Below are 22,486 nucleotides of genomic sequence, written 5' to 3' on the forward strand. Positions count from 1 at the left end.
TTGCCGACCCCACACCGGAGCCGACGCCGGAACCGATACCCGAGCCGGCACCCGAGCCGATACCGGAACCGATACCGGATGAGGGTGTCACCCACCTCGGCACCGACGGTGACGACCTGTTCCGGGTCCACAGCACCCGCGATACGATCGAGAACGCGGGAACCGGAACGGACACCGTCGAGACCACCGTCAATTTCACCCTGCGGCGGCATTCGGACGGTGATGACCTCGACAACCTCGTGCTCGCGGGGGACGCGGACCTCGTCGGTGTCGGCAACTCCGCCGACAACGTGCTCACGGGCAACACCGGCGACAACCATCTGAGCGGCGTCTGGGGGGATGACACCGTATTCGGCGGCAGCGGCGATGACACGATCAAGGGGGTCAACGGCGATGATTGGCTGTTCGGCAATCAGGGACAGGACGAGATTTCGGGTGGCAAGGGACATGACACGCTCATCGGCGGAGGCGGTGATGATCAACTGATGGGTGATGCCGGCGATGATCTCCTTTCCGGCGAAGGCGGTAACGACATCCTGACCGGTGGAGAAGGGGCGGATCGCTTTGTGGTCCTCACCGACAACGACGGGCTGGATGTGATCCGGGACTTCACGCTCGGAGAGGATGTCCTTGACCTGTCGTTCAGTGGAGCAAGGTCTGCGGCGGATTTGGTTGTCGAGGTGCAGGATGATCGTGTGTTGATCCGGGAACCTGGCGGCAGCGGCGTCGCCCTTCTCGATTTCGACAGCAGCGACGTGGAGATGCTGACCGACACCGGAACGATCTTTTCCGGTCAGGGCGGTGCGGCGCAAGATCCCGCATACGTGACAGCCACCGCATATGATTATCCGGGCGATGAATTCCTGTCCGATCCTGTCGCGTATGACACGGCGCCGGGGGGCGGACCGGCCGACGGCGTCCTGTCCGGTTGGTAAGGGGAGGTTCTCATGTATGGTCGCGTGCCACCGATCCCGTTCGACCCGTCTCGCCTGTGGGCCTGTTCCGCCTGCCTGTGCGTCCGCGTCTCATGCCCGACACGCGGGCCTGTACGGTCCCGGCCTGTGGACGCCACGATGATTCCTGCGTGATCTCTAACCTGTGCTGGAGGCTGTTCGGTATGGTCAAGATATTCAGATCGGCGCGGAGCGGAGCGTCCGGTTGGTTGCCCGGGCGGTTCCTGCTCTCATGCATGGGAGGGAGCGCCATTGCCAGGCCCCCGGAAATCCCGACGTGTTTGGCAATTTTTATGCGAGGACGCATCCGGCAGCCGATGGCATCCGGTGCCCGGCATACGATCTCGCCCGTGCCGCACCCGCGAAACGAAATATGGAAAGCTGTCGGAAAATCGCTTACAAATTCGGCATGGGTGCAGCGTGCACAGAAACGGTGCGGAGCTTGGTCCGCCGCCTTTGCAGGTGGCAACTGCGCCCTGCTTCGGAAAGGCGCGGGTAACATGGTGGCACCTCCGACCCTGACGCAGGACATGGTCGGGACCTTCGACCTCTGCCCGACGGCGATTCTCGTGTTCGAGATAGAGAACTTCGGGATCGTCGCAGCGAACGCCGCAGCGGCCCGGCAATACGGTTACTCCAAAGAAGACCTCTCAACCATGACGATCATGGATCTGCGGCCGCCGGAAGAGGTGCCGAGGATCGCCGCCCTGGCCAGCCGGATTATGGACGGTCCGGACGCCGCGGGCCGGTCGCGGCATTTGAACAGCGAGGGCGAGGAGTTCATCACAGAGGTGACCACACAGGTGGTGGAGATGAACGGGCGGCTTTGCAAGCTGGCGGTCATCCACGACGTGACGCAGCAGGTCGAACAGGAAGAGAAGGCGCACGCGCTGTCGGTCGCGGCGACGCAGCGCAGCCGCGAGGCCGACGCGACGGCGCGGCATTTTGCCGAGTTGTTCAACCTGGCCCCCGGGCGCTGCGCCATCGTCACCCCCGGGAGTTTCGAGGTGGTCGCGGTCAGCGACCGCTACCTGGACGCGGTGGGAATGCAGCGTGCCGGGGTGATCGGGCAACCACTGCTCGGGCTGTTGGCTGGCCTTGCCCCGGAGACCGGGGACGACCCCGCCGGGCGCGTGCGCGAGTCGCTGGACCGGGCCGCCCGGACCGGGCAGGATGACGTCATCGAGACCACCGGGCTGGCTTTCGACCTGCCGGCCGCCGGTAACGGCTCTGCTCCGGACTGGAGCGTGGTGCACATGCCGCTCAAGGGGCCTGACGGGGTGGTCGAATTCGTGCTGCACTGCCTGTTGGCGGACCCCGAGAGCGATACCGGAACACCCGAAGACGCCGATGCGCGCGAATTGCACCGTGCCCTTTCAGACAATCTGCATGGGCTGGAAGCGGCCAAGCTGTCGCAGCGACTGGCCGAACGCGAGGCGCTCCTGCGCACGACCAGGCGGCTACTGAAAGTACATGTCTGGCGTTTCGACGTCGACAGGCAGCGGCTTGAATGGACGGATGATCTGTTCGCGTTGTTCGGCCTTCCGCTCGACACCGAGGCCCCCACCTTCGACGCCTACGTGGCGATGGTCCACCCCGAGGACCGCGATGCGATGATCGCCAATTTCGAGGCGTTCATGGCAAGCCCGGATCAGGAGTTCGCCTTTGCTCACCGGATCGTGCGCCCCGACGGGCAGGTCATTTACCTGAAGGGGGCCGCCGAACGGATGTTCGAGAACGGGCGCACCGTGTTGAGCGGCGTCGTGCAGGATGTCACCGAAGAGGCACGGACCCGCGCCAAGGCGGAACGCCGGGATTACCTGGTCCGTGTTGCCGGCGGGCTCGGCAATATCGGTGGCTGGCGTGTCGATCTGGAAAGCAGGATTGTGGAATGGTCCCCCGAGGTCGCCCGTATCCACGAAATTCCGGAAACCCGGCAGGTGGGTCTGCAACGCGGGCTGGATTTCTATCCGCCAGAGTACCGGGACCGAATAGCCGAGCGGTTCAACGCCTGCGCCGAAGACGGCACCCCGTTCGATGAGATACTGCAGATCGTCACGGCCCGCGGCAATCGGGTATGGATCCGGGTTGTCGGCGAGGCCGATCGCGATGCGGGGGGGCGCATCGTTGCCGTGATCGGCGCGTTTCAGGATCTGTCCGAAGTTGTCCGGATCGACGAGGAGCGCCAAGCGCTGCGCGATCGGCTGGGCCGAACGCTCGAGCGCATGGGGGACGCCTTTTTCACGCTCGACCCGAAGTGGCGCTTCACTTACGTGAACCAGCAATGCGAGGCGCTGCTGCGGCGCACGCGCGCGGAGCTTCTGGGCAGGAATGTATGGTCGGAATTCCCCGAGGCCGCCGGAAGCCGCTTCGAAACCGAGTATCACCACGCCGTCGAGTCGGGTGAATCGGTCGAGTTCTCGGAATATTTCCCCCCGCTCGACACCTGGTTCCGGGTGACCGCCCATCCCTCGTCCGACGGTCTGGCCGTATATTTTCGCGACGTGACCCGCGACCGCCTCCGCGACCAGAGCCTGCGCATGCTCAATGCCGCGGTCACGCGGATGGACGATATTCTGTTGATTACCGAGGCGAGCCCGATAGACGCCCCGGACGGACCACGGATCACCTATGTCAACAGCGCGTTCGAACGGCTGACCGGCTACAGCGCGGAAGAGGCGATCGGCCAGACCCCGCGTTTCCTGCAAGGGCCCGAGACTCAAAAGGACGAACTGGATCGTATCCGCGCCGCCCTCGAACAGCAGGAACACGTGCGCGCCGAGATCATCAACTATGCGCGTGACGGTCAAAAGTACTGGATCGAGATGGACATAACCCCGCTCACCGATGCGGCGGGCAAGACCACGCATTACGTCGCCCTGCAGCGCGACGTCACCGAGGGGCGAAAATGGATTGAAGATCTCCGGGTCAGCGAAGAACGCTTCCGGCTGGTCACGAATGCCAGCAAGGATGTGATCTGGGACTGGGACGTTCGCACCGGATCGCTGTGGTGGAGCGACAAGCTGCGCACGGTGTTCGGGTACGACCCGGGAACAACCCCCGCCCTCGCGAGCGATATCACGGCTTGTGTGCACCCCGATGACGCCGAAAAGGTGAGGTCCGGGCTCGGTCGCCTCGTTGAGGGCCGGAAAGACGTGTGGCAGGAGGAATACCGTTTCCTGCGGGCGGACGGGCGCGTCGCCTATATCCGTGATCGTGCTATCGTCCTGCGGGATGACGACGGCGCGGCCATGCGCGTGATCGGCAGCATGGTCGATGTGACGCAGGAGCGCGAAAGAGAGGCTATCCTGCGCCACTCCCAGAAGCTCGACGCTATCGGCCAGTTGACGGGCGGGGTGGCGCACGATTTCAACAATCTTCTGACCGTCATGCTGAACAACGGCGATTTTCTCGTTGAAAAACTGACAGAGCGCGAGGATCTGCGTGCCATGGCAGAGCAGATCGTCGGTGCCGCCGAGCGCGGCGCCGAGTTGACCGCCCGGTTGCTCGCAGTCGCCCGGCAGCAGCCGCTCTCGCCGCAGGTAACCGACCTGAACGAAGTGGTGCGCTCGATAGAACCGCTGCTGCGCCGCACCCTCGGCGAGGACATGGAAATGGAGGTCATGCTGACCGATGACCTCTGGCTCGTCGAAATCGACCCCGGTCAGCTCGAGGGGGCGTTGCTCAACCTCACGCTCAATGCCCGCGATGCCATGCCGTCAGGCGGCAAGCTGACCGTCGAGACCGCCAACGCCTGGATCGACGCCGGAACCGCCAGCCTGATCGATATGGAAGAGGGGCCGTTTGCGGTCGTCGCCGTGACCGATACCGGTGTCGGCATGTCGTCGCAAGTCAGGGACCGCGTGCTGGAGCCGTTCTTTACCACCAAAGCCGAGGGGAGCGGGCTCGGATTGCCGATGGTGTTCGGCTTCACCAGGCAGTCGCACGGGCATCTCAAGGTGTATTCCGAGCAGGGCGAGGGCACGACGATAAAGCTCTTTTTCCCGCGATCCGCTGCCCGGGAGGCCGACATGTCAGGCGCTCCGGGGATCACGGAGGTGCCCGCGGGCCAGGGCGAACACATACTAGTCGTCGAGGACGATCCGCATGTGCGGCAGAATGTCGTGACCATGGTCGCCAGCCTCGGCTACCGGGTGACCGCAGCCACGAACGCCGGCGAGGCGCTCGACGTCCTGGAGGGCAGCGACGACATCGCGCTGTTGTTCACGGATATCGTCATGCCCGGCGGCATGAACGGCCACGAACTGGCCCTGGCCGCTCGCGAGCGCCGCCCCGACCTGCGCGTGCTTTATACCTCTGGCTACACCAAGAACGCGATCGTCCATCAGGGGCGTCTCGATCCCGGGGTGGACCTCTTGTCAAAACCCTATCGCAGCCAGGATCTCGCGCAGAAGCTGCATTCCGTTCTGACGGACCGCACACCGCGGGGGTGACACATTTTCAGGCTCCTGCGTTTTCACGGGTATCGCGGTCGAAAAAGGTCACACAGGCCCCGTACATTTTTGCACATGCCTCGCACGTTTTCGTGGATCAGGACCAAAAAATGGCGAAAGACGGGCTGCATACAGGTGTCGTCGGCAAATGGGCCGACGCACTTACTTGGGGGTAGAAAAATGACCAGAACGATGCTCGTTGGTGCCGACCGTGCACTCTTCAACGAAACGGCGGATTTGCTGCGTGAAGCCGGGGATCAGGCATTGGTCGTCGCCGATGTCGAACGTGCAGAGAAGGAAATTGCGAGGTTTCGGCCCGAAATGATCGTGGTCTCGCTCGATGACACTGAGGCCAGCGGCTGGAAGTTCATGTTCCGGCATGGCTTCAATGGCGGGGCACGGGTCATTGCGGTAACGGCCCATGGTGACGCGTCTCAGGAATTGACGGTCCTGCGCCTTGGTGCGCAAGACTATATCCGTTTGCCGATTTCGCCCGAAGTGCTGTTTGCGCGCATAACGTTTCGTGCGGGTTTGAACGAAGACTCTCATGCTTGCGCGGTGGAGCAGACCCTCGAGGTCAAGGGAAAGCGTGGTACGCTCGTCCTGGACAAAAGCCGCTTCCAGTCATTCTGGATGGAGTCCGAACTGGTCCTGACCAAGACGGAATTCGAGATCCTGTTTGCTTTGGCGCGTCATGACGGGCTTGTGAAATCGCGCGAACAACTGATTGACGCCGTCTATGATCACAGCCAGCAATCCGACGTCAATGACCGCAATATAGACAGTCATATCAAGCGGGTTCGCAACAAGTTTCGAAAGGTCGACAGCTATTTCGATGGAGTGGAGACGATCTACGGAGTCGGCTACAAGTTGCGGGTCGATCGCACGCGCCGGGTCAAGCATGCCGCGATACCGATTCAACGCAAATGGTCATCCGGTGCGGTGTGCGGGTCTCGGGCGTCACGCCTTGTGACGCTACCGCATTCGGCTGCGCACACGGCTGGAATGTGACAACGGAGGCAAAAGGGACCGTGATCACCCTCCGCGGACGGCATCGCAGTCTGCCGGGATGGAGATCAGGACCCAGAGCCAATAAATACCGGAATACACGACGGTGTTGCGGTGGGGGGCGAAATGGAGTCGGTTTGGAGATTCTCGACAAAAGGATCTTCAGGATGTCCAACGCCATGATCGCCCCTCTGCTTGGCACGCTACGCGGTCGCGCCCCGGCAGGTGATGACAGAGGCCGCGCGTGGAGCCATCTGGCGTGGCGTGAGCCGCGCGACCCCGCCGGAACGCGCGTCCCGAACCGCACATAGTGCATCAACGGCGGCTGCACCCGCGTCTATTCGGAAATGAACCGTTTGCGCATTTCCACTTCCTGCTGCCGCATCAAGGCCCAGGCGGTTTTCATGTGGTCCGTCATGACCGCACGCGCGCGCTCCGCGTCTCCGACCCTGAGGGCCTTTACCAGATACTGCTGGTGGTCGCGGCCCTGCTGCCAAAGTTCGCGGTTCGGTGGCGAATAGAGGCGGCGGTAGACTGTCAGGTCGGTGAGCAGGTTCACCATGAAGTCTATCGCGAACCCCAGGAGCGGGTTCTCCGACTGTTCTGCAAGGATGGCATGGAATCGCAGCGATGCCACATGCTGTTCGCGTTCCTCTTCCAGCGTCGTGGCCGGCTCTGAATACTCCGCGATATTGGCCTCGAGCTCCTGCAGGACGTCTTCGCCGAGTTTCCCCGCGAGGGAGGCCGAAAGCTCCGGCTCCAGCGCGAGGCGGAGCTGGTAGATGTCTCCGATCGTCAGGTTCTTGAAGTAGAAGTAGTTGCCCAGGAGCGCCTTGGCCCGCTGTCGGCTGACCTCGTGCACGAAGCTGCCGCCGCCCGGTCCGGTGCGGGTCTTGATGATCCCCTGCGCTTCGAGAATGCGCATGGCCTCGCGGACCGTGCCCTTGGACATGCCAAACCGGGCGATGAGATCGGTCTCGCCGGGCAGGCGGTCGCCTGGCTGCAGGCCCTCGTCCACGACCCAATCCTTGATCGCCTCCGCGACCTGGACGGGGCGGCTGGGCCTGGCGTCAGCCTTCGGGCGGTTCGATCGGGTGGTGGCAGGCGGCAAGTTGATCTTCTCCCATTGGTCTGAGCCGCGGCTCGTCGGTCCGGCACCGCTCGGTCGCGCGCGGGCAGCGGCCGGCGAAGGCGCAGCCCGGGGGCGGGTCGAGGGGATCGGGAAGCTCGGTGCCCTTCTGCTCCGGCGCGGTTAGCGCGCGGCCCACCGCCGGGGCGCTGTCGGCCAGCAACTTCGTATACGGATGCCGCGGTGCTGCAAAGATATTCTCGGCTTTTCCCAGCTCGACGACCGAACCGAAGTAAAGCACCATGATCCGGTCGCTGACGGCTTCGACCACCGCCAGATCGTGGGTGATAAAGAGATAGGTCAGGCCAAACTCTTCCTTCAGCCGACCCAGCAGGTTGAGCACCTGCGCCTGCACCGACACATCGAGCGCCGAAACCGGTTCGTCGAGGATGATGATCCGCGGGTTGGCGGCCAGTGCCCGGGCGATGCCGATGCGCTGTGCCTGCCCGCCCGAGAACTCGTGCGGGTAGCGCTCGAGAAACTCCTCGCGCAGGTTGACCGAGTCGAATATCTCGCGGATACGCGCGTCGCGCTCCGATTTTCGCATATTGTACAGTCGCTTAAGCGGCGCTTCCATAACCTGGCGAATCGATTTGCGGGGGTTCAGGCTGCTGTTGGGGTCTTGAAACACATACTGGATCAGCTTGCCGAATTCGGCCGGGTCGGCATTGTCCAGCGCGCGGCCCTCGATCTCGATCGTGCCTTCGGTGGGCTCCAGGAGCCCCACCAGCATCCGCGCCAAGGTCGATTTTCCGCAGCCGGATTCGCCCACCACGCCCAGCGTTTCGCCCGGTTCGACCGAGAAGCTCATCGGCCGGACAGCGCGCACGCCGTCTTTCGCGGGGCGGAAGAACCCGCCCTTCAGGGGGAAGGTCTTGGCGAGGGTCTCGACTTTCAGCGCGGTCATGCGGCACCCTCCGGAACGGGGTGAAAAGGCGTGTCTGTATCACGTCGGTATTCTGTCGGTATCACGTCGGGATGTCTGACCGTCATAGCGCCTCCTCGGGGTAGAGGCAGCGCACCGCGCGCACGCCCGAGCGGTCGAGGCTGACGTCACCGGCGCGGCAGCGATCCTGCGCCTTGTCGCAGCGCGGCGCGAAGCTGCAACCCGGCGGCAGGTCGTCCACCACCGGCGGCAGACCGGGGATGGCGGCCAACTCGCGGCGGCCTTCGCCCAGTTCCGGCACGCACGCGATCAGCCGCTTCGTGTAGGGATGCAGCGGATGTGCCAGCACGTCCCCGGTCGGCCCTTCCTCGACGATGCGGCCGGCATACATCACCGCCATCCGGTCGCAGAGTTGGGCGACCACGCCGAAATCATGGGTGATGAAGATGATCGCCAGCCCCCGCTCGCGCCGCAGATCGTTGAGCAGGGCGAGGATCTGTGCCTGCACGGTGACGTCGAGCGCCGTGGTCGGTTCGTCGGCGATGATCACGTCCGGCTCGTTGGCCATAGCCATGGCGATGCCGACGCGCTGGCGCATCCCGCCGGACATCTCGTGCGGGTAATTGTCCAGCCGGCTTTCGACGTTGGGAATGCGCACATCTTTCAGAAGCTGGATCGCGCGGTTGCGGGCCTCGGAACTGGACACATCGTGGTGCGACTGAATCGATTCCGCCAGTTGATGGCCCACCGTGTAGAGCGGGTGAAGAGTCGAAAGCGGGTCCTGGAAGATGTAGGCGACGCGATCACCGCGTCGCCGCCGCAGCGTCTCGTAGGGCGCACCGACCAGGTCCTCGCCCTGAAAGCGCACCGCACCGCCCGTGATCACCCCCGGAGGAGAGGCGACCAGCCCCATCACCGACAGCGCTGTGACGGATTTGCCCGAGCCGGACTCGCCGATGACGCCGAGACATTCACCCGGCTTCACGGCGAGAGAGACACCGTCCACGGCCCTGTAGATACGCTTGCCGACGTGAAACTGAGTCGCCAGCTCCTGGATGGCCAGCAGATCGTCGGTTGCCGGCGGAACCTCCCCCTTGCGGTCCACCAGGGTGGTGGGCAGCGGCCGCGACAGCGCGCCCGAGCGCAGGCGCGGATCGAGCGCGTCGCGCACGCCGTCGCCCAGCAGGTTGATGGACATGACGATCAGGAAGATCATGATGCCGGGCACCACCGAGGTATGCGGGTGCGAGATGAGCGCCGAGCGCGCCTCGCCCAGCATGGAGCCCAGGTCGGCCTGAGGCGGCTGGGAGCCCAGCCCGAGGAAGGAAAGGCCCGCGGTTTCCAGGATCATCCAGCCCACGGTGGTGGACATGGCGATGATGATGACCGGCAGCACGTTGGGCAGAAGCTCGGTCAGGATGATGCGGGTGTGCCCCATCCCCGCAAGCCGCGCCGCGTCGATGAATTCGCGCCCGGCGAGACCGACCGTGATGCCGCGGATGTTGCGGGCGAAGAACGGCACGTTGACCGCCGCCACCGCGATCAGCGCGTTCATCAGCCCGGGGCCGAGCGCCGCGACGATCGCCAGCGCCAGCAGGATGTAGGGAAACGCCATCAGCATGTCGACGCCGCGCATGAAGATGTTGTCCACCTTCCCGCCGAAATAGCCTGCGGTGATGCCGATCGCCGAGCCCAGGAAGGCCGCGATGACCGCTGCCGCGACGCCCACGGCCAGCGACAGGCGCGTGCCCCAGAGCAGCCGGCTCAGCAGGTCCCGTCCCAGATGATCGGTCCCCAGCAGATGCCCGCCGGTGAGCGGTCGCTTGAACCGGTCGGCCGTTGCGGTCACGTCCGGGTCCGGCAGGGGAAGGAGGGGGGTCATCAGAACCAGTATCACGATGACGGTAAGAACGACCGCTCCCAGAGTCGCCAGCTTGTTGCGGAAGAGAAGTTTCAGGAACGCGATCATGTCTTGATTCTCGGGTCGAGGAGGCTCTGCGCGACGTCGACGGCGATGTTGAACAGCACGTAACAGGCCGCGACGAAGACGACGCCGCCCTGCACCAGCAGCAGGTCGCGGGTGAGGATGGCGTCGACCAGCATCCGGCCCACGCCCGGCCACTGGAAGACGATCTCGATATAGACCGCGCCGGACAGCACGAACCCCGCCTGGATGCCCAGGACCGGGATGATCGAGACCATCGCGGCGCGCAGCGCGTGGCCCATGATCACGCGGCGCTCGTGCACGCCCTTGGCGCGGGCGGTGCGGATGTAGTCCTGCCGCAGCACTTCCAGCATGGCCGAGCGCGACAGCCGCGCGATGACGCCGGTGGCCACCGCCGACAGCGCCAGCGCCGGCATGATGAGGTGGCGGATCAGGTCGGGCATGTCACCGCCGCCATAGATGGCGTACATGCCCGAGACAGGCAGCCACTTCAGGTCCACCGCGAAGAGCAGGATCATCATCATGCCGAGGAAAAAGGACGGCACCGAGATGCCGATCAGCACGGTGAAGGTGATGGCCTTGTCGGCCAGTCCGTATTGCCGCGCGGCCGAGACGACGCCGGCGAGGATGCCCAGGACGGAGCAGAGCACGAAACTGCTGCCGGCCAGTACCAGCGTGGCATTGAAGCGCTCGATCACCTCGTCGAGCACGGGGCGGTTGAGTGAAAACGAGCGGCCGAAATCGCCCTGGAGCATGTTGCCGAGCCAGATCAGGTATCGCTGCACCATCGGCTTGTCGAGCCCGAGATCGCGGTTGAGCTTCTCGACGTTCTCGGGTGTGGCGTAGGAGCCGAGGATCGCGGTGGCCGGGTCGCCGGGGATAAGCGACATGATCAGAAAAACGATGATGGTGATTCCCAGCAGCACCGGGATGGCCGAGAGAAGTCTCTTCAGGATGTAGCCGCCCATGGTGCGCCTCCGGTTGGGGACGTTTTCCCGAGCAGAAAACGGGCCGGAATTCTTTGCTGATTCCGCCGGGTCCCGGGCGCGGACCGCGCCCGGGCCAGTGGCGTCAGTTCTTGGTCACGCCCTGCAGGTTCAGCAGAAAGGAGGGCTGAAGCCGGAAGTTCGCGACCCGGTCGCTGGTCACCGCGTTCTGTTTCCAGTTGGCGATGAAGACCCAGGGCGCTTCCTTCTGCACGATCTCCTGCATCTCGCGGTAGAGCTTTGCGCGTTCCTCCTGGTCGGTCGCGGTGCGGGCCTTTTCGAGCAGATTGTCGACCGTCTCGTTGGCGTAGTAGCCCGAGTTGAACCCACCCTTGTCGGGCCATGCCTCGGAGCGCAGCGCGAGATAGGGCAGCGTGTCGGGGTCGTTGGTCATCCACGCCATCTCGGCCATGTCGGCCTTGCCTTCGAGGCCGGGGTTCACCTCGCCCAGGAAGGTGTTCCATTCGTAGGTCTCGATGGTCACGTCGAAGCCCACCGCCTCGAGATCGGCCTGGATCGCCGTGCCCATCGGCACCGGGTCCAGCATTCCCGAGCCGCCCTCGGTGACGTAGAAGGTCAGCTCCGCGCCCTCCGCGCCAGCCTCGGAGATAAGCTGTCTGGCCTTCTCCGGGTCGTAGGGATAGGGGTCGAGTTCCTCGTTATAGGCCCATGCGAAGGCGGGCGGGGTCGGGCCCGCGGCGACGGTGGCCGTGCCTTCGAGCACGTCGTTGACGATCGCTTCCTTGTTGATCGCGTAGTTGGCCGCCTGCCGCACCTTCATGTCGGCGAAGGGGCCTTCCTTGGCGTTGAGGATCAGGAACCACACATGCGGACCGGCCTGCTCGTGAACGGTGTACTCCGCGCCCTCGAACTGGCCCATCGAGGTGGGCGGCACCTCGACCATCATGTCGATGCCCCCGGCAAGCATCTCGGCCACGCGGGTGTTGGCGTCGGTGATCGGGCGGAAGACGACGGCCTGCGTGCCGGCGTTCTCGCCCCAGTAACCCTCGTAGCGGTCAACCACGACGCGCGCGTTGGATTGCCATTCGACGAACTTGAACGGCCCGGTACCCACGGGGTTGCGGCCGAAATTCTCGCCGTCGGCCTTCACGGCCTCGGGTGAGACGATCAGGCCCGTCGGGTAGGCGAGGTTGGACAGGAACGGCGCATAGGGCGCGTTCAGGGTGAAACGCACCGTCATGTCATCGACTGCCTCGGTCTTTTCCACCGCACCGAAGAAGAAGGACAGCGGGAAGGGGCCGGTATCGTGATAAGGGTGATTCTCATCGAGCATCCGGTCGAAGTTGAACTTCACCGCCTCGGCGTCGAACGGAGTGCCGTCATGGAAGGTGACGCCCTCGCGCAGGTTGAAGGTGTAGACGGTGCCGTCCCCGGAGATTTCCCAGTCGGTTGCCAGCGCCGGCTCGGGTTGCAACGTGCCGTCCTTGTAACGGGTCAAACCTTCGTAAAGATTCACGAGAATCCGGAAATCGTTGACCGCCGTCACGGCGGCCGGGTCGAGCGATTTGGGCTCCGCGATCTGGCCGACGATGAGCACGTCCTGCGGTGTCTGGGCGTTGGCGGAAGGGGTCTGGAATCCGAGCGCGAGCATAGCGCCCGTCGCCGCTGCCAGCACGCCTCGCCGGGTCCGGTTGAAGAATGTCATGAAAGATCTCCCTGTTGATTTTATGGCACCGAAATTATCATGATAAATTGCACCGGTCAATTTTTCATGATAAATGAGAAGTATGATGATCGGCACGACACCATGACCTTTTCGATCCTTGCGCGGGACCGCGAAACGGGTGCCATCGGCGGCGCGGCCGCCACCGGCAGCCTCTGCGTGGGGGGCTGGGTGTTGCGAGGAAACCTTTCGGCCGGGATGAGCGCCAGCCAGGGCGCTTCCCCGTCGACCATCTGGGGCGAGGACGTGCTCGAGGTCATGCAGGGCACCGATGCCGCGACGGCCGTGGCACGGATCACGCAGGCGGATTCAGGCCGTGCCTGCCGTCAACTCGCGGCGTTGGACCTCGACGGCGGGACGGGCGCGTTCACTGGCGACAGGAACACGCCCGAGATGGGCAGCCATGTCTTTGACGACGGGATCGCCTCCGGCAACATGCTGACCGGGCTCGACGTTTTGGATGCGATGACCGGCACCTTCCGGTCCGCCAGCGGCACGCTCGGTACCCGGCTCATCGCGGCGCTCCGCGCGGCGGAGACGGCGGGAGGCGACAGCCGGGGCCTTCTCTCGGCGGCGCTGTTGGTGCTGCATCCCGATTGCGCGCCGCTGACACTTCGCGTGGATCACCATCCGGACGACCCGATCGGCGCGCTTGCCGATCTGCACGGGCGGGCCACGACCGGGGATTATGCCTGCTGGGCCCGCAAGGTGCCGGTATTGACCGCGCCGGAGCGCGGGTTTGACTGACCGGGGCGACCGCGCCGCCGGGTTCCCCGAACCCGGACCGGGCGTGACGTTGCTGCCTTCGGATGGGATCGCGCCAGGGGTCCGTCCGCGAGGGCCGCCTTGAAAACCACCGGCCCGCAACCGGCACCACAGTTCGCCACCGGTCCGACCGCGGCCCACCCACACCCGCCCCAGCCACGGCGGTCAGCCGCGCCTCAACAGCGGCAGGTTTCCGCCCCGGCAGCGGGTCGATGCGTCGGGTGCGCTGGTCGCGGCCTCCGCCGAGAGCAAGGCGAAAATGACGGACCAGACCTTGAGGGCGTAACGTTCGCCGCGCAGGTGCCGGTGCCCGCGCGCCGCTCACCGCTCGCTCAGAGCGCCGCGCGCCGGGCGAGCCGCCGGTCGATCAGCCTCATGACGTGATCAAGACAGGCCGCCGCGCCCGGGCCGCCGAGACCGCGCGCGGCGTGGGCGAGTGCGCCGTCGCCCGCGTCGCGCGCCACGCCCGAGAGGAATTGCGCGGCATAGCTGAGCACGGCGTCGTCGGGGTCGGTGCCGAGAAGGTCGCGCATGTGATCGAGATCGTCGCGATAGGCGAGCGGGTCCGGTGCGACGTCGTCCGCCGGGAGCGGGCGCAGCCCCGGCACGCCCTGATCCGGCGGCAGGTGGCGCAACATTTCGGCCTGGAACAGATCAAGCCTGTCCAGCGGTTTGGCGAGAAACCCGTCCGCCCCCGCCGCCCGCGCGGCTTCGTCCATACCGACTGTGCCGCTCATCGCGAGAATCGTGCCGATGCGGGGCTGCGCACGGGCGAGCGCCGCGACGAGATCGAGCCCCGAACCGTCCGGCAGCCCGGCATCGATGATGATCGCCGACGGGCGATAGACCTGCAGGTGGCGCCAGGCCGCGCCGAGGCTGTCGGCGCGGCGGATCCGCGCGCCGCTGCGCAGGCACATGAGGCGAAGTGCCTCGGAGGCGAAGCGGCTGTCCTCCACCACGAGGATGGTCAGGCCCAGAAGCGGGCGCGCCGTGCGCCGCGCGGGGCGGGGGGCGAGGCTGTCGTGATCGCGCATCGCGATGATCCCTCCTTGTTCGGTGCCCCCGAGCATGGCCCGGCATTGGTGAACGCAAGGTTAACGGCGGGCTGCGGCGGCTCGTCTGCTTGCCTCACGCGCGCGTCGGCCCCATAACGTGGCCAGATCTGCCAGCAGAGGAGTGCCCCATGATCGGACGTCTCAACCATGTCGCCATCGCCGTGCCCGATCTCGAGGCCGCGCGCGCACAGTATCGCGATGCGCTGGGTGCCAAGGTGGGCGCGCCGCAGGACGAGCCCGATCATGGCGTGACGGTGGTGTTCATCGAATTGCCCAACACCAAGATCGAGTTGCTCTATCCGTTGGGAGAAGACAGCCCCATCCAGGGCTTTCTCGACAAGAACCCGGCGGGCGGCATCCACCATGTCTGCTACGAGGTCGAGGACATCCTCGCCGCCCGCGACCGCCTCAGGGCCAGCGGTCTGCGGGTGCTGGGCGATGGCGAGCCGCGGATCGGCGCCCATGGCAAGCCGGTCCTGTTCCTGCACCCCAAGGACATGAACGGCACGCTGACCGAGCTGGAGCAGGTGTGATGGGCATCACCTCGGCCATCGTGCTCTATGTCGTGATCTGGTTCCTGACCTTCTTCGTGGTGCTGCCGGTGCGCATTCAGACGCAGGGCGATCTGGGCCGCATCGTGCCCGGCACGCAGGCCGGATCGCCCGAACATCACCACCTGAAAAAGAAGGCGTGGATCACCACCGGCATCGCCGCCGTGCTGTGGGCGGTCTGTGCCTATGTCATCCTGTCGGGCATGATCTCGGTGCGCGATATCGACATGTTCAACCGGATGGGCCCGCCTTCCGCCGGATAGCGTGGTAGATATGGGTGAAGGTGGCGGCCCCGAGGATCGGGATCAGCAGGTTCATCACCGGCACCGACAGCGGCATCGCCATCAGCACCCCCGCCGCCCAGATCGTCAGCCGGTTCTTCTTGCGCAGGCGGATCGCGGCGATGCGCCCCTCGCGGCGCATGGCGGCCAGCGTGAAATATTCCATCCCCAGCAAATAGCCGTTGAGGCCCCAGAAGATGAACAGCGCGAAGGGCGTGAAGATCGCGTAGAGGATCAGCGCCAGCGTGTTGGCGAGGATGATGACCCCGAGGAAATTGACCGTGTCCTTGAGCCCCTCGCCGAAGGAGGGGCCCTCGACCGGCGGCAGTTCGCGGTAATGGCGGTCCTCCACCGCCGCGGCCACCTCGTCGAGGAAAAGCGACGTGATCGCCGAGGCCACCGGCACCATCAGGAACACCGAAAGCACCACCATCAGGAAGAGCGACGCCCCGCTGAGCAGATCGCCCAGCCACGTCACCTCGCCGATCACGGGCAGCACGGTGGTGTCGCCCACCGTCGCCTGAATGAGCCACAGCACACCGGCATAGACCGCGATCAGCAGCGCGAGCGTCAGCCCGACGCCGAGCAGCAGCACCCGGCGGAACCGCCGGTCGCCCAACTGACCGAGGGTCTTGAGGAAGGCGGCGAAGATCATGCGTCCATCCAGGTGGTGAGGGCGTCGGTGTCGGGGCGCGGGCGTTCGGGCGGTGTGGCCGATTCGGTGCCGATATGGATGAAGCCGGTGATCCGCTCGTGATCGGCGAGGCCGAGCGCGTCGCGCGCGAAGGCGGCGTCATGGCTGGCCCAGCCCGAGAGCCAGTTGGCCCCCCAGCCCGCCGCCAGAGCAGCATTGAGCAGCCCGTAGGCCACGCAGGCGGCGGAATGCCCCTGCTCGATCCCGGGCACCTTGTCGGAAGGTTTGGGTGCGAAGATCACCGCCACCGCCAGATGCGCGTCGGCGAATTGCGCGCGCTGCTTGGCGATCTCGGCCTCGGTCTTGCCCAGCCGCGCGCCGCAGTCTGCCACCAGCCCGGCGACGCGGGCGAGGGCGGCGCGCTCCAGCACCACGAGGCGCCACGGCTCGAGCTTGCCATGATCGGGGCAGCGCAGCGCCATGTCTAGCAGCGGGCGCAGCGCGGTCCGGTCGGGCACCGGCAGGCCCAGCGTCCTGGCGGGCCGCGAGCGGCGTCGTTGCAGAAAGGCTAGGGCGGCGGGGTCGGGATCGGGCATCGGGATGTCTCGCGGCTTGCTGCCGCTTAGATGTCGGCAACCCGGCACCCGGGGTCAACCCCCTTGCTTGCGCGCGGCCCCGGCCCGTTCGTGCCCGACGCCCGCGGGGCGCGGGCGGCCCGGAGCCCCCGAGGGACCACGGAGAGGTCGGGCCGGGGGGACCAGTTGGCCTATACCTGCCATTCGCCTCCCTGGCGCCGGCGCGGAATCAAGGCCGAAGGCCGCCGCGCCATCGCATGTCCGCCCCGTCGCACCGAAGGTGCGCCGATACAGGCGGCACGCCTTTGGCGTGACGGACAGGCGATTTGGCCAAGCCAGCGCGCCGATTGCATGTTTTGCGGGAAAGCAGACATAAAGCGTGCTGAAAAACCGTTGGATCGCCTGCCCGGGGAATCGCCTGCCCGGGGACATGCGATGGCGCGGCTCACCCCGAACGTCCCCTTCAGGCCAGGACCACCCCCCGTCCCCGGTCACGCCATGGCCGGCGGTGCCTCGCCGCCTCGCCGCCGGTCGCGCCTGCGCCCGCCGACCGTCACCGCCTGACCGGATCCACGGCCGGGGCTTGCACAGACCAAAGGCGCGTGGAAGGTAGGCCGGGCGCGAACGCCCCGCGCCCCCTGTGACCCGGAGATGCCCCATGCCCTCCCCCCGCCTCGCCGTGCGCGCCGTCATCGTCGAGGACGGGCGGCTCCTCCTCGTAAACGCCTTCGCCGATCCTGCCAGCACGCTGTGGTGCGCGCCGGGCGGCGGGGCCGAGGCGCATGCCTCGCTGCCCGAGAACCTGATGCGCGAGGTGCACGAGGAGACCGGGCTGGAGATCTCCATGGGCGCGCCGTGCCTCGTCAACGAGTTTCACGAGCCTGAGCGGGGCTTTCATCAGGTGGAGGTGTTCTTTCGCTGCCGTCTGGTCGGCGGTGCGCTGCGCGACGACTGGCGCGATCCCGAAGGTGTGGTGAGCCGCCGCCGCTGGGTCACGCGGCAAGAGATGGCGGCGCTTCGGGTCAAGCCCGACAGCCTTGGCGACGTGGCGTTCGCGCTGGGCATGGGGTACGATCCGCTGGAACGTCTCGTCAGCCCCTGAGCCGCAGCACCGAAATCGCCACACCGCCCAGCACCAGCGCGCTGGCCAGAAGGGTTTGCAGCCCGAGGCTCTCGCCGAGGAAGATCATCCCCCCCGCCACGGCGATCACCGGCACCGTGAGTTGCGCCACCGCCGCCACCGCCGAATCGAGCCCCGGCAGGACCCGGTACCACAGCGCGTAGCCCAGACCGGACGTGACCGCCCCCGCGAGGACCGCCAGCGCGATGCCCTCGGCCCCGGCATGGGTGCCGCCCGCGCCCGCGGGCAGGGCAAGCCCCACGAGCACGCCCAGCGGCGCGGCGAGGATGAAATTCGCCGCCGTGGCCTGGAGCGCGTCCGGCTCGCGCCGCCCGGTCAGCGAGTAGAGGCCCCAGCCCACCCCCGCGAGCGCCATCGACAGCCCGTGAGGCACGCTGATCTGCGGCCCCGCGCCGGGCCACAGCAGCCACGCCAGCCCGGCAAAGGCCAGCGCCGCCCCGATCCAGCGGCGCGGCGGCGTGGCCTCGCCTGCCAGCAGACCGCCCGCGAACATGGTGATCTGCACCACCCCGAACAGGATCAGCGCGCCCAAGCCTGCGTCGAGCGCGGTATAGGCGGCGGAAAAGCCGTACATGTAGACCAGAAGCGCCAGCACGCCCATCACCCGCCCCGCGCCGCCGAGCCGCAGCCCGCCGCGCAGCGCGAGGCTGAGTGCGCCGAGCATCACCGCCCCGGCAATCAGGCGGATGCTGCCGAAGCTGGCCGCGTCGATGCTGCCCCCGGCGAGCGCCATCCGGTTCAGTACCGAATTGGCGGCGAAGGCGGTCATGGTGAGGGCGGTGAGGAAAAACAGGCGCATGGCCCCCCAATAGAGCGGTGCACGGCAGGTGTATAGTCACGGATGGATGACCGGGGTGTCTTGACCTCCGGCGCGACGCCCCGCACGTTGCGATCCGACGCCACCTCCCGAGGACTGCCATGACCCCCGAAGAGATCGCCCGCCTGCCCTATCGCCGCTGCGTCGGCGTGATGCTCGCCAACCGCGCGGGCGAGGTGTTCGTCGGGCAGCGGATCGACAACGACGCCCCCGCCTGGCAGATGCCGCAGGGCGGCATCGACGGGGACGAGACGGCGTGCGAGGCGGCGCTGCGCGAGCTGTGGGAGGAAACCGGTGTGACGGGCGACAAGGTTCGCATCGAGGCCGAGACGGCGGACTGGCTGCATTACGACCTGCCCCACGACCTCGTGCCGCGCATCTGGAAAGGGCGCTATCGCGGGCAGGCACAGAAATGGCTGCTGATGCGCTTTCTCGGTCAGGACGCGGACGTTGACATCGCCACCGACCACCCCGAGTTTTCCGAGTGGCGCTGGCTGCCGCCGGGCGATCTTCTGTCGAATATCGTGCCGTTCAAGCGCGCGGTCTATGCCGCCGTGCTCGACGAATTCGAGGGCAGACTCTGAGCCATTTGCGCCGCTTCCGCGATCCGCGATGTCGGAATCGGCTTGTTGCACGCCGGTCCATGCCTATACTCCTCTGCTAATGCAAGAGGGTCCGACCCGCGCCGACGATGTGGCGCGGCTTGAGGAGCGGACCACGGAACAGGGGGCAGGCGGACATGGATAGCGCCGGAGTGTTCTTGCCGATTATCGCGGCGCTGCCCTTTCTGGGCGCGCTGCTTCCGGGGCTAATGATACAGGCGGGGCGCAACACCTGCACCGTCTTTACCGCCGCGCCGACGATCCTTGCGCTGGCGCTGCTGATGCTCTGTGTGCCGTCGGTGCTGCGCGGCGAGGTTCTGACCTATCACATCGACTGGCTGCCGTCGCTCGGTCTCAACGTCAATTTCATGCTCGACGGCCTTGGGCTTCTGTTTGCCGGGATGATTCTCGGGATCGGATTTCTCATCATCATCTACGCCCGGTTCTACCTGTCGCGCGAGGATCCGATGGGGCAGTTCTTTACCTACCTGCTGCTCTTTCAGGGCGCGATGGTGGGGATCGTCCTGTCGGACAACATCCTGCTTCTGCTGGTGTTCTGGGAGCTGACATCGCTGTCGTCCTTCCTGCTGATCGGCTATTGGAAGCACCTGCCCGAGGGGCGGCAGGGCGCGCGCATGGCGCTTGTCGTGACCGGCATGGGCGGGCTGGCGATGATCGCGGGGATGCTGATCCTGGGCAACATCGCCGGAAGCTATGACCTGAGCGTGATCCTCACGCAGAAGGACGCCATTCAGGCGAGCCCGATGTACCTGCCCGCGCTGATCCTGATCCTGGCGGGGTGCTTCACCAAATCGGCGCAGTTCCCGTTCCATTTCTGGCTGCCGCACGCGATGGCGGCGCCGACGCCGGTCTCGGCCTACCTGCATTCGGCCACGATGGTGAAGGCGGGGCTCTTTCTGATGGCGCGGATGTGGCCGGTGCTGGCGGGCACGCCGGAATGGTTCTGGATCGTGGCCTCCACGGGCCTCATCACGATGGTGATCGGTGCCAAGATCGCGCTCTTCAAGGATGACCTGAAGGCGCTGCTGGCGTTCTCGACGGTCAGCCATCTGGGGCTGATCACCCTGCTTCTGGGGCTGGGGACCAAGGCGGCAGCGGTGGTGGCAATGTTCCACATCATAAATCACGCGACCTTCAAGGCGGCGCTGTTCATGACCGCGGGGATCGTCGATCACGAGGCGCATACCCGCGATATCAAACGGCTCGGCGGGTTGCGGCACCTCATGCCGATCACCTTCACCATCGCCACGGTGGCGGCGCTGTCGATGGCCGGTATCCCGCCGCTCAACGGGTTCCTCTCCAAGGAAATGATGCTGGAAGAGGTGGCCCATACCCACTGGATCGGTCCGGCGTGGATGATGGGGGCGGTGGCGACACTCGGCGCGCTCTTTTCGGTGGCCTATTCGTTTCGCTACATCGCGCACGTCTTTCTCGGGCGGCAGCGTCATGATTACCCGACGCACCCCCACGATCCCGGTTTCGGCATGTGGGCCGCGCCCGCGTTCCTGACGGTGTTGGTGGTGCTGATCGGATTCATGCCGATGACCTTCGCCGGTGACCTCGTCAGGGTGAGCGCACAGGCTGTGACGGGGGGCGAGCCTCATGTGAAGATCTATCACTGGCACGGGCTTGTGCCCGCCTTCTGGATGTCCGTGGTCGCGGTCATCGGCGGGGCGGTGATGCTGGCGCTGCACGCCCCCCTGATGCGGCTGTGGAATGCCACGCCGCGCCCGGAGGCGAAGGTGATGTTCGACGCCGTGACCCGCGCGGCGACGCGGGGGGCGACGGCGCTGACCGACGGCGTGCATGACGGCAGCCTGATGCGTAACGCCGCGGTGTTCGCCGTGGTGGTGCCGGTGCTGGGCTGGTTCGCCTTTGCCGCGGGCGGGATGGCGCCGCCCACGCGCGAGCCGCTGCCGGTGGCGCTGGTTCCGGCGGTGGGCTGGATCATCCTTCTGGTGGCGACGGCGCTTCTGGTGGTCTACCACCGCGCACGCTTTACGGCGCTCGTGCTGCTGGGGATCGTCGGGCTGATGGTGTCGCTGGGCTTTGTCTATTTCTCGGCCCCCGACCTGGCGCTCACGCAGATCTCGGTGGAGGTGGTCACGATCATCCTGCTGCTGCTGGCGCTCAACTTCCTGCCGCGCGAGACACCCGCCGAGAGCGGCGGCGCGCGGCGGCTGCGTGACGGGGTGATCGCGGTGGCGGGCGGCGCGGCGGTCACCGGCCTGACCTACGCGATCCTGGTGCGCGATTTCGCGCAGGAGAGCATCTCGGCCTTTCACCTCGCCAATTCCTACAAGGGCGGCGGCGGCACCAACGTGGTCAACGTGATCCTGGTGGATTTCCGCGGCTACGACACGTTCGGCGAGATCATCGTGCTGGGGATCGCCGCGCTGGTGATATTCGCGCTGACCGACACGGTGCTCAAGGGGCCGGGCGGGCGTTGGCTGGCGAGCTGGGACCCGGACACCAACCCCGAGGGACAGGCGGGCGACCGGCACCCTCTGATGATGGTGGTCGCGACCCGCGTGATGATGCCCATCGCGCTGATGGTCGGGGCCTATATCTTCCTGCGCGGGCATAACGAGCCGGGGGGCGGCTTCATCGCCGGTCTGATCGTGGCGATCGCGTTCCTGATGCAGTACATGGCGTCGGGCTTTGCCTGGGCGGAAGCGCGGCAGCGTGTGACCTATCACGCCACCATCGGCCTTGGCGTGCTGATCGCGGCACTGACCGGGGTGGGTGCGTGGCTCGCCGGCCGGCCATTCCTGACCTCGGATTACGGCTACCTGCATTACCCGCCGATCGAGGAGTTTGAATGGGCGACGGCGATGGCCTTCGATCTCGGCGTGTTCCTGACGGTGGTGGGCGCGGTGATGCTGGCGTTGCAGAGCCTGTCGAGCATGGCGCGTCGCACCGGCGAGACGGTCAACGTGTTCCCGATGGACGTCAACCCGGCACGCGAAGAGGGCGGCGAGAGCGGAGGAGACACCTGA

The 22,486-nt window shown here is 66.1% G+C and carries 18 protein-coding genes; 9 read left to right on the forward strand and 9 right to left on the reverse strand.

The annotated features are described in order from the left end of the window. From ACFFU4_RS16760 to ACFFU4_RS16770, 3 genes are all read left to right on the forward strand, one after another. Nucleotides 1-935 (forward strand): calcium-binding protein (locus ACFFU4_RS16760; protein ID WP_377071000.1); only part of this gene is annotated, 935 nt, incomplete at its 5' end. A 518-nt stretch (nt 936-1,453) separates the two neighbouring features. Beyond that, nucleotides 1,454-5,407: a PAS domain S-box protein gene (locus ACFFU4_RS16765; protein ID WP_377071001.1), complete on the forward strand. Its 3,954-nt coding sequence runs from the start codon at nt 1,454-1,456 to the stop codon at nt 5,405-5,407. 180 nt (nt 5,408-5,587) lie between these two features. Continuing rightward, complete coding sequence (locus ACFFU4_RS16770; RefSeq protein WP_377071002.1) at nt 5,588-6,418, forward strand: winged helix-turn-helix domain-containing protein; 831 nt, start codon at nt 5,588-5,590, stop codon at nt 6,416-6,418. A gap of 334 nt (nt 6,419-6,752) precedes the next feature. Here ACFFU4_RS16770 and ACFFU4_RS16775 read toward each other — a convergent pair whose 3' ends face one another. The 5 genes from ACFFU4_RS16775 to ACFFU4_RS16795 all read right to left on the reverse strand — a co-directional run bounded on the left by ACFFU4_RS16775 (nt 6,753) and on the right by ACFFU4_RS16795 (nt 13,027). Further along, a complete protein-coding gene (locus ACFFU4_RS16775) occupies nt 6,753-7,526 on the reverse strand; it encodes a FadR/GntR family transcriptional regulator (protein ID WP_377071003.1) in 774 nt (257 codons plus the stop codon). Further along, complete coding sequence (locus ACFFU4_RS16780) at nt 7,486-8,451, reverse strand: ABC transporter ATP-binding protein (RefSeq protein ID WP_377071004.1); 966 nt, start codon at nt 8,449-8,451, stop codon at nt 7,486-7,488. The genes ACFFU4_RS16775 and ACFFU4_RS16780 overlap by 41 nt, the downstream gene beginning before the upstream one ends. Before the next feature lie 82 nt (nt 8,452-8,533). Then, nucleotides 8,534-10,399 (reverse strand): dipeptide/oligopeptide/nickel ABC transporter permease/ATP-binding protein, encoded by a 1,866-nt coding sequence (locus tag ACFFU4_RS16785; protein ID WP_377071005.1) that lies wholly within the window; start codon nt 10,397-10,399, stop codon nt 8,534-8,536. Further along, entirely contained in the window at nt 10,396-11,343 is a 948-nt protein-coding gene (locus ACFFU4_RS16790) for an ABC transporter permease (RefSeq protein ID WP_377071006.1), read from the reverse strand. Before ACFFU4_RS16790 ends, ACFFU4_RS16785 begins: the two co-directional genes overlap by 4 nt. Nucleotides 11,344-11,446: 103 nt before the next feature. Further along, nucleotides 11,447-13,027, reverse strand: coding sequence for an ABC transporter substrate-binding protein (locus ACFFU4_RS16795; protein ID WP_377071007.1), 1,581 nt, complete (start codon nt 13,025-13,027; stop codon nt 11,447-11,449). Between the two features lie 102 nt (nt 13,028-13,129). Here ACFFU4_RS16795 and ACFFU4_RS16800 point away from each other — a divergent pair, with 102 nt between their 5' ends. Beyond that, nucleotides 13,130-13,792 (forward strand): DUF1028 domain-containing protein, encoded by a 663-nt coding sequence (locus ACFFU4_RS16800; RefSeq protein ID WP_377071008.1) that lies wholly within the window; start codon nt 13,130-13,132, stop codon nt 13,790-13,792. A 350-nt stretch (nt 13,793-14,142) separates the two neighbouring features. On the opposite strand, the gene ACFFU4_RS16805 is transcribed toward ACFFU4_RS16800, so the two are convergent. Next, entirely contained in the window at nt 14,143-14,844 is a 702-nt protein-coding gene (locus ACFFU4_RS16805; protein WP_377071009.1) for a response regulator, read from the reverse strand. Nucleotides 14,845-14,993: 149 nt separating this feature from the next. On the opposite strand from ACFFU4_RS16805, the gene mce reads away from it, so the two are divergent. Together mce and ACFFU4_RS16815 are read left to right on the forward strand one after the other, a co-directional pair. Next, on the forward strand, nt 14,994-15,398 hold the full coding sequence (gene mce, locus ACFFU4_RS16810; protein ID WP_377071010.1) for a methylmalonyl-CoA epimerase: 405 nt from the start codon (nt 14,994-14,996) through the stop codon (nt 15,396-15,398). Beyond that, nucleotides 15,398-15,679, forward strand: a complete 282-nt coding sequence (locus tag ACFFU4_RS16815) for a DUF1467 family protein (protein WP_377071012.1) — start codon at nt 15,398-15,400, stop codon at nt 15,677-15,679. The genes mce and ACFFU4_RS16815 overlap by 1 nt, the downstream gene beginning before the upstream one ends. Here the strand turns inward: ACFFU4_RS16815 and ACFFU4_RS16820 are convergent. Both ACFFU4_RS16820 and ACFFU4_RS16825 read right to left on the reverse strand, forming a co-directional pair. After that, on the reverse strand, nt 15,648-16,352 hold the full coding sequence (locus tag ACFFU4_RS16820) for an EI24 domain-containing protein (RefSeq protein WP_377071013.1): 705 nt from the start codon (nt 16,350-16,352) through the stop codon (nt 15,648-15,650). The two genes, ACFFU4_RS16815 and ACFFU4_RS16820, sit on opposite strands and share 32 nt — an antisense overlap. Then, nucleotides 16,349-16,927 carry a nitroreductase family protein gene (locus ACFFU4_RS16825; protein WP_377071014.1) on the reverse strand — a complete coding sequence of 193 codons (579 nt, stop codon included), beginning with the start codon at nt 16,925-16,927 and terminating at the stop codon, nt 16,349-16,351. The genes ACFFU4_RS16820 and ACFFU4_RS16825 overlap by 4 nt, the downstream gene beginning before the upstream one ends. A gap of 637 nt (nt 16,928-17,564) precedes the next feature. On the opposite strand from ACFFU4_RS16825, the gene ACFFU4_RS16830 reads away from it, so the two are divergent. Continuing rightward, the gene (locus tag ACFFU4_RS16830) at nt 17,565-18,008 is read left to right on the forward strand and encodes an NUDIX domain-containing protein (RefSeq protein WP_377071015.1); all 444 of its coding nucleotides are present in this window, start codon (nt 17,565-17,567) and stop codon (nt 18,006-18,008) included. Here the strand turns inward: ACFFU4_RS16830 and ACFFU4_RS16835 are convergent. Next, nucleotides 17,998-18,846, reverse strand: coding sequence for a DMT family transporter (locus tag ACFFU4_RS16835; RefSeq protein WP_377071016.1), 849 nt, complete (start codon nt 18,844-18,846; stop codon nt 17,998-18,000). The genes ACFFU4_RS16830 and ACFFU4_RS16835 overlap by 11 nt on opposite strands. Nucleotides 18,847-18,965: 119 nt before the next feature. Here ACFFU4_RS16835 and ACFFU4_RS16840 point away from each other — a divergent pair, with 119 nt between their 5' ends. Then, entirely contained in the window at nt 18,966-19,448 is a 483-nt protein-coding gene (locus tag ACFFU4_RS16840; RefSeq protein WP_377071017.1) for an RNA pyrophosphohydrolase, read from the forward strand. A 155-nt stretch (nt 19,449-19,603) separates the two neighbouring features. Next, nucleotides 19,604-22,486 (forward strand): monovalent cation/H+ antiporter subunit A, encoded by a 2,883-nt coding sequence (locus ACFFU4_RS16845; RefSeq protein ID WP_377071018.1) that lies wholly within the window; start codon nt 19,604-19,606, stop codon nt 22,484-22,486.

The sequence above is a fragment of the Roseovarius ramblicola genome, from assembly GCF_042430665.1.
Lineage (GTDB): Bacteria > Pseudomonadota > Alphaproteobacteria > Rhodobacterales > Rhodobacteraceae > Roseovarius > Roseovarius ramblicola.

Bases quoted from the DNA above. Each gene is read 5' to 3' on its own strand.
- ACFFU4_RS16765 (WP_377071001.1), top strand. From the start codon at position 1,454: ATGGTGGCACCTCCGACCCTGACGCAGGACATGGTCGGGACCTTCGAC.
- ACFFU4_RS16770 (WP_377071002.1), top strand. From the start codon at position 5,588: ATGACCAGAACGATGCTCGTTGGTGCCGACCGTGCACTCTTCAACGAA.
- ACFFU4_RS16780 (WP_377071004.1), bottom strand. From the start codon at position 8,451: ATGACCGCGCTGAAAGTCGAGACCCTCGCCAAGACCTTCCCCCTGAAG.
- ACFFU4_RS16785 (WP_377071005.1), bottom strand. From the start codon at position 10,399: ATGATCGCGTTCCTGAAACTTCTCTTCCGCAACAAGCTGGCGACTCTG.
- ACFFU4_RS16790 (WP_377071006.1), bottom strand. From the start codon at position 11,343: ATGGGCGGCTACATCCTGAAGAGACTTCTCTCGGCCATCCCGGTGCTG.
- ACFFU4_RS16795 (WP_377071007.1), bottom strand. From the start codon at position 13,027: ATGACATTCTTCAACCGGACCCGGCGAGGCGTGCTGGCAGCGGCGACG.
- ACFFU4_RS16800 (WP_377071008.1), top strand. From the start codon at position 13,130: ATGACCTTTTCGATCCTTGCGCGGGACCGCGAAACGGGTGCCATCGGC.
- ACFFU4_RS16805 (WP_377071009.1), bottom strand. From the start codon at position 14,844: ATGCGCGATCACGACAGCCTCGCCCCCCGCCCCGCGCGGCGCACGGCG.
- mce (WP_377071010.1), top strand. From the start codon at position 14,994: ATGATCGGACGTCTCAACCATGTCGCCATCGCCGTGCCCGATCTCGAG.
- ACFFU4_RS16815 (WP_377071012.1), top strand. From the start codon at position 15,398: ATGGGCATCACCTCGGCCATCGTGCTCTATGTCGTGATCTGGTTCCTG.
- ACFFU4_RS16820 (WP_377071013.1), bottom strand. From the start codon at position 16,352: ATGATCTTCGCCGCCTTCCTCAAGACCCTCGGTCAGTTGGGCGACCGG.
- ACFFU4_RS16825 (WP_377071014.1), bottom strand. From the start codon at position 16,927: ATGCCCGATCCCGACCCCGCCGCCCTAGCCTTTCTGCAACGACGCCGC.
- ACFFU4_RS16830 (WP_377071015.1), top strand. From the start codon at position 17,565: ATGCCCTCCCCCCGCCTCGCCGTGCGCGCCGTCATCGTCGAGGACGGG.
- ACFFU4_RS16835 (WP_377071016.1), bottom strand. From the start codon at position 18,846: ATGCGCCTGTTTTTCCTCACCGCCCTCACCATGACCGCCTTCGCCGCC.
- ACFFU4_RS16840 (WP_377071017.1), top strand. From the start codon at position 18,966: ATGACCCCCGAAGAGATCGCCCGCCTGCCCTATCGCCGCTGCGTCGGC.
- ACFFU4_RS16845 (WP_377071018.1), top strand. From the start codon at position 19,604: ATGGATAGCGCCGGAGTGTTCTTGCCGATTATCGCGGCGCTGCCCTTT.